This is a genomic window from Oceanicella sp. (assembly GCF_056449545.1).
Window position 1 is genome coordinate 1 of the sequence record NZ_JBWOMN010000079.1, and the last position, 9,492, is coordinate 9,492.

The 9,492-nt window shown below is 68.1% G+C and carries 12 protein-coding genes; 6 read left to right on the top strand and 6 right to left on the bottom strand.

Annotated features, from left to right (window positions below; translation table 11 throughout):
• Nucleotides 1–414 precede the first annotated feature (414 nt).
• Entirely contained in the window at nt 415–1,035 is a 621-nt protein-coding gene (locus tag AC1HC7_RS11330) for a hypothetical protein (protein WP_479495346.1), read from the top strand.
• Here the strand turns inward: AC1HC7_RS11330 and AC1HC7_RS11335 are convergent.
• The 6 genes from AC1HC7_RS11335 to AC1HC7_RS11360 all read right to left on the bottom strand — a co-directional run bounded on the left by AC1HC7_RS11335 (nt 1,019) and on the right by AC1HC7_RS11360 (nt 6,128).
• Nucleotides 1,019–2,374 carry a TRAP transporter large permease gene (locus AC1HC7_RS11335; RefSeq protein WP_479495347.1) on the bottom strand — a complete coding sequence of 452 codons (1,356 nt, stop codon included), beginning with the start codon at nt 2,372–2,374 and terminating at the stop codon, nt 1,019–1,021. The two genes, AC1HC7_RS11330 and AC1HC7_RS11335, sit on opposite strands and share 17 nt — an antisense overlap.
• A gap of 6 nt (nt 2,375–2,380) precedes the next feature.
• Nucleotides 2,381–2,911 carry a TRAP transporter small permease gene (locus AC1HC7_RS11340; RefSeq protein WP_479495348.1) on the bottom strand — a complete coding sequence of 177 codons (531 nt, stop codon included), beginning with the start codon at nt 2,909–2,911 and terminating at the stop codon, nt 2,381–2,383.
• A 4-nt stretch (nt 2,912–2,915) separates the two neighbouring features.
• Nucleotides 2,916–3,968 (bottom strand): TRAP transporter substrate-binding protein, encoded by a 1,053-nt coding sequence (locus AC1HC7_RS11345; protein ID WP_479495349.1) that lies wholly within the window; start codon nt 3,966–3,968, stop codon nt 2,916–2,918.
• Nucleotides 3,969–4,090: 122 nt separating this feature from the next.
• Entirely contained in the window at nt 4,091–5,146 is a 1,056-nt protein-coding gene (locus AC1HC7_RS11350) for a YeeE/YedE family protein (protein ID WP_479495350.1), read from the bottom strand.
• A gap of 102 nt (nt 5,147–5,248) precedes the next feature.
• On the bottom strand, nt 5,249–5,560 hold the full coding sequence (locus AC1HC7_RS11355) for an ArsR/SmtB family transcription factor (protein WP_479495359.1): 312 nt from the start codon (nt 5,558–5,560) through the stop codon (nt 5,249–5,251).
• 148 nt (nt 5,561–5,708) lie between these two features.
• On the bottom strand, nt 5,709–6,128 hold the full coding sequence (locus tag AC1HC7_RS11360) for a thioredoxin family protein (RefSeq protein ID WP_479495351.1): 420 nt from the start codon (nt 6,126–6,128) through the stop codon (nt 5,709–5,711).
• 97 nt (nt 6,129–6,225) lie between these two features.
• Here AC1HC7_RS11360 and AC1HC7_RS11365 point away from each other — a divergent pair, with 97 nt between their 5' ends.
• The 5 genes from AC1HC7_RS11365 to soxA all read left to right on the top strand — a co-directional run bounded on the left by AC1HC7_RS11365 (nt 6,226) and on the right by soxA (nt 9,481).
• Nucleotides 6,226–7,002, top strand: coding sequence for a cytochrome c biogenesis CcdA family protein (locus AC1HC7_RS11365; RefSeq protein WP_479495352.1), 777 nt, complete (start codon nt 6,226–6,228; stop codon nt 7,000–7,002).
• Nucleotides 7,003–7,227: 225 nt separating this feature from the next.
• Nucleotides 7,228–7,704 (top strand): sulfur oxidation c-type cytochrome SoxX, encoded by a 477-nt coding sequence (gene soxX, locus AC1HC7_RS11370; RefSeq protein WP_479495353.1) that lies wholly within the window; start codon nt 7,228–7,230, stop codon nt 7,702–7,704.
• Between the two features lie 59 nt (nt 7,705–7,763).
• Complete coding sequence (soxY, locus tag AC1HC7_RS11375) at nt 7,764–8,195, top strand: thiosulfate oxidation carrier protein SoxY (protein ID WP_479495354.1); 432 nt, start codon at nt 7,764–7,766, stop codon at nt 8,193–8,195.
• Between the two features lie 21 nt (nt 8,196–8,216).
• The gene (soxZ, locus tag AC1HC7_RS11380; protein WP_479495355.1) at nt 8,217–8,546 is read left to right on the top strand and encodes a thiosulfate oxidation carrier complex protein SoxZ; all 330 of its coding nucleotides are present in this window, start codon (nt 8,217–8,219) and stop codon (nt 8,544–8,546) included.
• An 86-nt stretch (nt 8,547–8,632) separates the two neighbouring features.
• Nucleotides 8,633–9,481, top strand: a complete 849-nt coding sequence (gene soxA / locus AC1HC7_RS11385) for a sulfur oxidation c-type cytochrome SoxA (protein WP_479495356.1) — start codon at nt 8,633–8,635, stop codon at nt 9,479–9,481.
• Nucleotides 9,482–9,492 lie beyond the last annotated feature (11 nt).

A 9,492-nucleotide genomic window follows, 5' to 3' on the forward strand; every position in this document is an offset into this window, starting at 1 on the left:
CGCCGCCTGAGCGGCGCGTGGGTCACGCCGCCCATCCCCCCGCGCATCGCCGGACTGTCCGGGCGGGGCATGGCGGGGCATGGCGCGGCTTGATCAGCTTATGGTAGAGTTGGATGATATCACACGCCCGGCGCATTGCGCCGGGCGCAATATGTTTCCATGGCAATCTGGGTGAAGTCGCCGTCTCCGACATGGATTTTCGACGGTTTCAGGCTGAATTTCCCCGCCTCGTTCAAGGTTTGCCCGCACGGAGCGTTGAGGCGACGGCCCGTTTCGCCAAAAAAACCGAATGAACCATATCTTCACGTAAAGGCCTTTAATTGGCCATGATCACCGCCTTAAAGTTGAGCAGGCGCAGTATGCGGCGGTGTAGCGTATGACGCGTTTGCGTAAGATTCAGGAGAGAGGCGCGTGATGTTTCACAGGTCGGCTCAGGATGCGTTCCAACGGCTCGACGCGGCGCGTGCGCTCATTCTGCAATCTCCGCGATTGTCCTGCGGCGCCCCCTGCGTCACCTTCGGCGGCGATTCGACGCTGCAAGATTTCCTCGACATCGCCATGCTGCTGAGCCCCACGGAATCCGGGTCCTTCCGCTGCCAGTATCTCAACGAGACCGAAGCGGCGCGCTGCGCCGGCTATCAGGAGGGCTGCGACTACGCCGACGTCACGGTGAGCAGCCTGCAGGCCATGCTGTTTGACGGCTGGAAGCGGATGCTCAAGGTCCCGGCGCTGCGCAGCCTGGTGGGCGTCGCCGCCGATCGGCGCACCCCGGGTCAGCTGCTGGAGATCGCCGGATTCGATTGCCCGATCTCGGCCAACGGGCGCGCCATCACCCATGTGGCGCGGTTCTTCACGGTCAACCCGGCGCCGCGCGGCTCCATCGAACGGATCTTTCTCGACGTGACCACGCCGCTGCAGGAGGCGCCCGCCGAGGCCGGCGCCGACGCCTGCGCCAAGGCCGGCGCCGACGCCTGCGCCAAGGCCGGGGTCGAAGCGCGGGCCGCCGGCAAGTCTCCGCTCAGGTCAGCATCCTAGGCAGCCAGAGCGTGATGGCCGGAAACGCCACCAGCAGACTCACCCGCACGAGTTCGGCGACGAAGAACGGCGCGACGCCGATGAAGGTCTCGCGCATCGGCACGCCCTTGGCCATGGCCGAGATCACGAACACGTTCATGCCCACCGGCGGGGTGATCAGGCCGAGTTCGACGACGATCAGCGACAGGATGCCGAACCAGATCTTCAGGTCCTCGTTGTCCATGCCGAAAGCGGCGTCGGCGGCCATCACGTAGTCGCCGCCGTTGATCTCGATCAGCGCCGGCCAGAAGAACGGGATCGCCAGCAGGATCATCGACAGGCTGTCCATGAGGCAGCCGAGCAGGATCAGCGCCACCAGCAGCAGCGCCAGGACGGTCATCGCCGGCAGGCCGGCGCCGATCATCCATTCCGCCATCGCCTGGGGCACGCCGCCGCGCGACATGAAGATCTTCAGCATCTCGGCGCCCAGCAGGATCAGGTAGATCATGCCGGTGGTGCGCGCGGTTTCCAGCAGCGCGCCGCGCATGGCCTGCAGGCCGATGGTGCGTTTCAGCGTGCCGTAGAGCCAGACCAGGAACACCCCGATCGCCGCTGCGGGGGTGGGGTTGAAGAAGCCGAGATAGATGCCGCCGATCACCAGCCCGAAGATGCCCAGCACCGGCAGCACGGCGATGGTGGCGGCGCGGCGTTCGGCCCTGCCGGCCTTTTCGCCCGCCGGACCGGACTCCGGGCGCAGCGCCACGTAGATCGCGATGGTGACGAGAAACAGCAGCACCGCCAGAATCCCCGGCAGCAGCGCCGCCATGAACATGGTGACGATGTTGGCCTCGACGATCACCGCGTAGATCACCAGCACCACCGAGGGCGGGATCAGGATCCCCAGCACCCCGCCCGCCGCCAGCGTGCCCGTGGCCAGCGCGTCCGAATAGCGGTAGCGCTTGAGTTCGGGCAGCGCCACCGCGCCCATGGTGGAGGCGGTGGCCAGCGACGATCCGCAGACCGCGCCGAAGCCGGCGCAGGCGGCGATGGCGCTCATGGCGACGCCGCCGCGCATCCAGCCGAGCCAGGCGTTGGCGGCGCGGAACAGGTCCTGGCTGAGCCCGGCGCGGGTGGCGATGGCCCCCATGAGCACGAACATCGGCACCACGCTGAGGTCGTAGATCGAGAACTGCCCGTAGGCCAGCGTCTTGAGCTGGCTGAAAAAGATCGCCGGGCCGTTGAGCAGGGTCACGCCGACCCCGCCCACCAGAATCATCGCGTAGGCGATGGGCATGCGCAGCGCGATCAGGACGACGAGCACGCCGAGCCCGCCAAGGCCGGTCAACAGGGCGTCGGTCATGGAAGGCTATCCTCGGGCGGCGCGGGCGGCGTCGATCAGCGTCAGCAACGACGCGACGGCGAGCAGGGCGAGTGAAAACAGAATCGGCAGGAAGGCCCACCAATGGGGCGTCTGCAGGATGGTGGTGGTGTAGCCATAGGTTTTCTGGTCGATCATTCCCGCCTGCATGCGCCAGATCAGCAGCAGCGCGAAGGCCAGCGCCACCAGCGACGCGGCCAGCGAAAACACCGCCAGCCAGCGCGGCGAGGCGCCGGCGGTGAAGATGTCGGCGGTGACGTTGGCGCCGGTGAGCTGGCAATAGGGCAGGAAGGCGAAGGCCGCCACGGCGACGCCCATCTGGGTCATCTCGAAATCGCCGGGGAACGGCGCGCCGATCAGCGCCGAAGCCGCCACCGACCAGGTGTTCATCAGCACCAGGACCAGCAGCGCCGCGCCGCCGGCCAGCGCCCAGCCCTCGATGAGCATGGCGAGCGCGCGCGCGGCGCGGGATCTTTCCCGCGCCGCGTCCGGCGTCGCAAACCGGCTGGGGTCGCTCACGCGCTCAGCGGGTCGCGTGCTTGGCGATCAGCGCCTTGGCGCGGGCCACCAGCGCCGCGCCGTCGATGCCTTTTTCGCCGACCTCCTTGATCCAGCGCTCGGTCACCGGGGCGAGGGCCTCGGTCAGGGCGGCGGTCTCGGCCTCGGTCAGGGTGACGTGCTCGTTGCCCGCCTTCACCGCCAGCGCGATGCCGAAATCATCGCCGGCGCGCCAGATGGCGCCCACCTGCTTCATCCAGTCCGGGCCCGAGGCGTCGCGGAACGCTTTCTGGATGTCGGCGGGCAGCGCGTCCCAGCGCGCCTTGTTCATGGACACCTGGAAGGTGGTGGTGCCGAGGCGCATCTGGTCATGCCCCTCGATCTGGTATCTGGTCTGCTGCTGCAGGCGCAGCGGCGGGATGATCTCCCACGGGATCAGGGCGCCGTCCACGACTTTTTTCGACAGGGCCTGGGGCAGCTGGGGCACGGGCATGGCCACCGGGGCGGCGCCGAGCGCCTCGATCACCCAGGCGCCGGTGCGCGACGGGATGCGCAGCTTCAGCCCGGCGAAATCCGCCGGCTTGCGCACCAGCTTGTCGACGGTGTGGATCGCCTGCCCGGCATGGACGTGCAGGAACATCACCTCCAGCCCCTCGTATTCCTGGGCGAGGGTGTCGGCGAACATCTCCTGCATGGCGAGGTTGGTGGCGGTGGGGTCGTTGACGAACACGCCCGGCAATTCGAACACCTCGGTGCGCGGGAAGGCGCCGGGGGTGTAGCCGTTGACGGTCCAGATCAGATCGACGACGCCGTCGCGGGCCTGCTGCGCCAGTTCCGGCGGGCGCCCCCCCAGCGACATGGACGGAAAGATCTCGATCTTCACGCGGCCGCCGGAATTCTTTTCCACCGCTTTCGCCCAGGGGACCAGCATCTTGGCGTTCGACGGCGCCTTGGCGGACAGGAAATGGTGCAGCTTGAAACTGTATTCCTGCGCGCTGGCGGCGCTGGCGAGCAGCGCGCCGAGCGTCAGCCCTGCGGCGGCGCGCGTGAGGCGCGCGAAACTGGCGGTGAGCGTCATGGTGGTCCTCCCTCGGGATTCCTGGCGGATGACAGACATCCGATCGATCCTGAAGCGAAACTTAGCCGAGAGACTTTTCGGGCGCCAATGAATTTGCGCGCTCGCGCGGCGCGAAAGCGGCGTCAGATCGCGTGAAAGCCTTCGATCAGCCGGCGCAAGCCGAAGGCGGCGCCGATCACGATCGCCGCCAGCGTCACCGGCGCGCTGTAGCTGAGCAGCGAAAACGCCGACAGCCCCTGGCCCACCGAGCAGCCCAGCGCCACCACGCCGCCGGTGCCCATGAGGAAGGCGCCGAAGATCTGGCGGCCCAGCTCGGCGGCGTCGTCGCAGGCCTCCCAGCGGAAATGCCCGAGCTGGACGCAGCCCAGCAGCGCCCCCAGCAGCACCCCGGCGACGGACCCGACGCCGAAGCTGATCTCGTTGCCGGTGGAGGTCATGAGAAACAGCAGCGATTCCCCCAGCGGGGCCGAGAAAGTATGGCTTTCGACGGCCACCGGTTCGAAGGCTTGGGCCGAGATCACGCCGGTCAGCGCCCAGCCCGAGGCGATGGAGACCCCCACCGCCACCCCCCAGACCACATGCTTGCGCGAGCCGAGGAATTCGGCGTTCGACAGCGAGGCCGCCGCCAGCAGCGCCGCCGCGCCCAGCCCCACCGCCAGCGCCGGGACGCCGAACGCGCCGGACAGCGCCTGCGCGATGCCGGGCAGCGCGTCGCCGGGGTCGAGGAATTGCGGCGGAAACAGCTTGTTGCGCAGCCAGCCGGTGGGGCCGCCGATGGCCATGTAGGCCGAGACCCCCATCACCACCACGACGACGAAGGCGCGCAGGTCGCCGCCGCCCATGCGCGCCAGCGCCCCGTAGCCGCAATTGCCCGCCAGCGCCATGCCGTAGCCGAACATCAGCCCGCCGACGATCGAGGCCGCCGGGTTCCAGGCTTGCGACAGGTAGATGGAATCCGCCGGGTCGAACAGCCCCATGGCGGCGAAGGCGAAGCTGAGCGCGATGGCGGCGGACAGCGCCAGCCCCCACATGCGCACGCCGCGCCAGTCCTGCGCATACATGGCGTCCTCGATGGCGCCGAGCGTGCAGAACCGCCCGCGCCGGGCCGCGAGCCCCAGCACCACGCCGCCCACGAGCCCCGCGAGCGCGGCCAGGGTCGAATCCGACAGAGCCTCCATTTGCGCGCCTCCCGGCAGATCTGGTTTGCATGCGCCCGGCTGGGCGGCGGCTGGGCGGCGGCTGGGCGGCGTGGCGGCGGCGTGGCCGGATCAGCGGGCGCCTCAGGCGCCGTCGGGCCCTTCGTCGCCGTCCTCGGGGGTGCAGAACATGTCATGCACGATCTGGATCAGCACCCGCACCCGGTCGTCGCCGATGCGGTAATAGATGGTCTTGCCGTCGCGACGATTGTCCACCAGTCCCTCCAGCCGCAGCCGCGCCAGCTGCTGGGACACCGCAGCTTGGCGCGAATGCAGCAGGTCTTCAAGCTCGGTGACGCTTTTTTCGCCGCCCGACAGGTGGCAGAGAATCATCAAACGGCCCTCATGGGCCAGCGCCTTCAGGAAGCCGGTCGCCTCGTCGGCCTTGTCGAGCATGCCGTCAAGCGCATGGGGATCGTGCGGGGCGTCGTTGGGCGCGTCTGGAGTCACTGGCCTGGCTTCCCCTCGTCCGGAGCGCGCGACGTCTGCGCCCGAGTCGCACCCGAGCCGCACCCGAGTCCCTTCCGCGTGCGGCGCCGGACGATCAGCTTTCGTCCACTGACGAGGCCGCGGCGGCGGCGGCCTCCGCCGGAAGCTTGCTTAGCAGTCTTTGCATCAAACCCCAGAAAAAATCCGGCCCCGGATAGCCTTCGATGCGCCCCAGTTCCCGCCCGTCTTCGATCAGCACGAAAGTCGGGGTGAAATTCACGCCCATGTCGAGGGTCACGCCCGGCGGCGCCGGATCGGCGATGTCGCGCTGCACCAGCGGCGCGCGTCTGCCCTCGGCGGTCTTGGCGTAGATGCCCCCGATGTCCTCGTCCCATTGCGCGCACCAGGAGCAGCCCGCCTGCCGCACCATCAGCAATTCGGCGGCGGCGGCGGGGCGGGGCGCGGCGAAGGACGCCAGCCCGGCGATGATCGAGAGCGCGGCGACGGGCGCGAGCGCGGCAAGGCGTGGGCGCATGATCATCTCCGTTGACAGGTGGCGTGGATCACATACAAAAAACTATATATTAAAATGCGTTTGCCGCAAGGGAAGGCTCGCGCAGGGAGGCGCAGGCATGACGTTCGACATCGGCATCTGGGGCGCGGCCTTCGCCGGATTGCTGTCCTTCCTGTCGCCCTGCATCCTGCCGATCGTGCCGTTCTATCTGTGCTACATGGCCGGCCAGTCGCTGCAGGAACTGACGGGCGGGGCAGGGACCGGGGCAGGGGCGGCGGGCGACGCGGCGGCGGGCGACGCACGCGCCCTGCGGCGGCGCGCGGCGGTCGCGGCGCTGCTGTTCTCGGCCGGGGTGATCACCATCTTCGTGGGGCTCGGGGCCTCGGCCACGGCGTTCGGGCAGCAGCTGCGCGACTGGTTCGGGGTGATTCGCTGGATCGCCGCGGCGCTGATCGCCGCCATGGGGCTGCATTTCCTCGGCCTGCTGAACATCGGGCCGCTGCACCGGCAGGCGCGGTTCGATCCCGGCGCCGGGGCGCGCGGGCCGCTCGGCGCCTACGTGATCGGGCTGGCCTTCGCCTTCGGCTGGACCCCCTGCGTCGGGCCGGTGCTGGCGACGATCCTGTTCGCCGCGTCGGAGGCCGAGACCGCCGCGCGGGGCGCGCGCCTGCTGCTGGCCTACGGCATGGGCATGACCCTGCCTTTCGTGCTGGCGGCGCTGTTCATCGGCCCGTTCCAGCGCTGGGCGCGGCGGTTTCGCCGGCATCTGGGGCTGGTGCAGCGGGGCATGGGCGCGGCGCTGATTCTGTTCGCGGCGCTGATCGCCACCAACAGCATGTCGGTGATCGCGCAATGGATGCTCAGCGTCGCGCCCGACATCGGCGTGCTGCGCTGATCGCGGCGCGTCGGAGCCCGAACCGGCCGTTGAAATCGAATGGCGCGGACGGCGCCGCGCAGGAAACAAAACGCCGGGATTCCACGTATTTTCGAAATATGCGCAAAGCCGCTGCGTGGCGAACGAATCCAAAAATTCGATTTTTTGAATTTAACGTTTGCGCATCGCCGGGACGCCAGCTAGTTTCACATGACAACTCTGGATTATCCAAAGGGGAGGTTTGGAATGGAAGTGGCTCGCAGCCTGGCGGCGCTGATCGCAGGAACGTTCGTTTCCGCTACTCTGGGCGCTGCGGCGCTTCACGCCGAGACAGTGACCCCCGACAAGGTCGCCTTTGACGGCGCAAAGGTCGCGCAATCGCTGACCGGCGCGCCCGGCGATCCGGCGGCGGGTCGCGCGACCTTCGTCAATCGCAAGCTGGGCAACTGCCTCGCCTGCCACGTCAATTCCGAGATCACCGATCAGGCCTTCCACGGCGAGATCGGCCCGGCGCTTGACGGCGTCGCCGATCGGTGGTCGGAGGCGGAGCTGCGCGGCATCGTCGTCAACTCCAAGATGGCGTTCGAGGGCACCATGATGCCCTCTTTCTACCGTCTGGAGAACGGCGCCCGGACGATGAAGAAATTCGCGAACAAGAGCATCCTCACCGCCGATCAGGTCGAGGACGTCGTCGCCTATCTCATGACGCTCAAGGAAAAATGATCCGGATCGCGTCGGCCAGCCCGCCGGCGCCGGACAGTTGCAAATCAACGGAGGAATCCATGACCCTCACCAGACGCAGCGCGCTGCAGCTCGTCGCCGGCGCCGCGGCCGTCGCGGCGCTGCCCGCCGGTCGGCTGTTCGCCGCGACCGACGCCGACGAGGTCGCGGCCGCGATCGACGCCTTCACCGGCGGCGGCGCGGTGGCCGAGGGCGGCGTCGAGATCGTCGCCCCCGAGATCGCCGAGAACGGCAACACCGTGCCCATCGAGGTCAGCGCCGCGGGCGCAAGCGCCATTCTGGTGCTGGCCACCGGCAACCCCAGCCCGGGCATCGGCGAATTCCGCTTCGGCGCGCTGGCCGAGCCCGCCGCCTCGATCCGCATCCGGCTCGCCGGCACCCAGGACATCGTCGCCGTCGCCAAGATGGCGGACGGATCGTTCGCGCGGTCTTCGCGCGCGGTCAAGGTGACCATCGGCGGCTGCGGCGGCTGACCCGGAACTCAGGAGAACATCATGGCCAAGATCAAACCTCGCGTGAAGGTGCCCAGGAAAGCCAAGGTCGGCGAAGTGATCACCGTCAAGACGCTGATCAGCCACCCCATGGAATCGGGACAGCGCAAGGACAAGAAGACCGGCGAGCTGATCCCGCGCAAGATCATCAACAGCTTCGTCGCCGCGTTCAACGGCGAGGAGGTTCTGAGCGTGACGCTGGAACCCGCGGTGTCGGCGAATCCGTATATCCAGTTCTCGATGAAGGTGCCGGAGGCGGGCGAGCTGAAATTCACCTGGACCGACGATGACGGCTCCGTCTACGGGACCAAGAAGAAGATCAAGATCGGCTGATGACGCCGTTCGCACGCAGGGCCCCGCGACGGGCCGGCGATCACGGACGATCCGGGCCGCAACAGGTCCTCAAAGGGGAGGTAGGCATGAAGATAGGAAGCTTGCGGCTCGCAGCCGCGCTCTGCGCCGCGACGCTGGCGTTCGGGGCCGCGTCGGCGGGCGAGGATGCGGAATTGACCATCGACGGGGAGGTGATCCCCACGAAGGCGGCGGCGCCCGCCGGGCATCCGCTTGACGAACTGATCTCGGGCTGGCGGTTCCGCTCGACCGAGACGCAGGCCCTGCAGGAAGACGATTTCGGCAACCCGGCCATGGTGTTGGTCGATATCGCCTCGGACAACTGGGACGAACCCGACGGCAAGGAGGGCAAATCCTGCGCCACCTGCCACGAGGACGTGGAAGACAGCATGGCCGGCGTGCGCGCGGGCTATCCCAAGTGGAAGGACTCCGCCGGGCGCCCGTTCACCCTGGAAAACCAGATCAACGAGTGCCGCGAGACCCGCATGGGCGCCGAGCCGTGGAAGTGGGAATCCCAGGAGATGCTGGGCATGACCGCGCTGATCGGGCTGCAGTCCCGGGGCATGCCGGTGAAGGTCGACACCGACGGGCCGATGCAGTCCTGGTACGACAAGGGCAAGGAACTGTATTACACCCGCGTCGGTCAGCTCGACATGTCCTGCGCCAATTGCCACGAGGACAATTACGGCAAGATGATCCGCGCCGATCGGCTGAGCCAGGGCCAGATCAACGGCTTTCCGACCTATCGTCTGAAATGGCAGGGCGTGGGGTCGATCCACCGTCGCTTCAAGGGCTGCATGAAGAACATTCGCGCCAAGCCCTACAAGCGCGGTTCGGACGAGTTCGTGGCGCTTGAGGTCTATCTCGCCGAGCGCGGCGAGGGCCTGAGCGTGGAGACCCCCGCGGTCCGCAACTGATCCTGCGGGCG

Coding starts and splice junctions, on each gene's coding strand:
- AC1HC7_RS11330 (WP_479495346.1), top strand. CDS start 415: ATGTTTCACAGGTCGGCTCAGGATGCGTTCCAACGGCTCGACGCGGCG.
- AC1HC7_RS11335 (WP_479495347.1), bottom strand. CDS start 2,374: ATGACCGACGCCCTGTTGACCGGCCTTGGCGGGCTCGGCGTGCTCGTC.
- AC1HC7_RS11345 (WP_479495349.1), bottom strand. CDS start 3,968: ATGACGCTCACCGCCAGTTTCGCGCGCCTCACGCGCGCCGCCGCAGGG.
- AC1HC7_RS11350 (WP_479495350.1), bottom strand. CDS start 5,146: ATGGAGGCTCTGTCGGATTCGACCCTGGCCGCGCTCGCGGGGCTCGTG.
- AC1HC7_RS11355 (WP_479495359.1), bottom strand. CDS start 5,560: ATGCTCGACAAGGCCGACGAGGCGACCGGCTTCCTGAAGGCGCTGGCC.
- AC1HC7_RS11360 (WP_479495351.1), bottom strand. CDS start 6,128: ATGCGCCCACGCCTTGCCGCGCTCGCGCCCGTCGCCGCGCTCTCGATC.
- AC1HC7_RS11365 (WP_479495352.1), top strand. CDS start 6,226: ATGACGTTCGACATCGGCATCTGGGGCGCGGCCTTCGCCGGATTGCTG.
- soxX (WP_479495353.1), top strand. CDS start 7,228: ATGGAAGTGGCTCGCAGCCTGGCGGCGCTGATCGCAGGAACGTTCGTT.
- soxY (WP_479495354.1), top strand. CDS start 7,764: ATGACCCTCACCAGACGCAGCGCGCTGCAGCTCGTCGCCGGCGCCGCG.
- soxZ (WP_479495355.1), top strand. CDS start 8,217: ATGGCCAAGATCAAACCTCGCGTGAAGGTGCCCAGGAAAGCCAAGGTC.
- soxA (WP_479495356.1), top strand. CDS start 8,633: ATGAAGATAGGAAGCTTGCGGCTCGCAGCCGCGCTCTGCGCCGCGACG.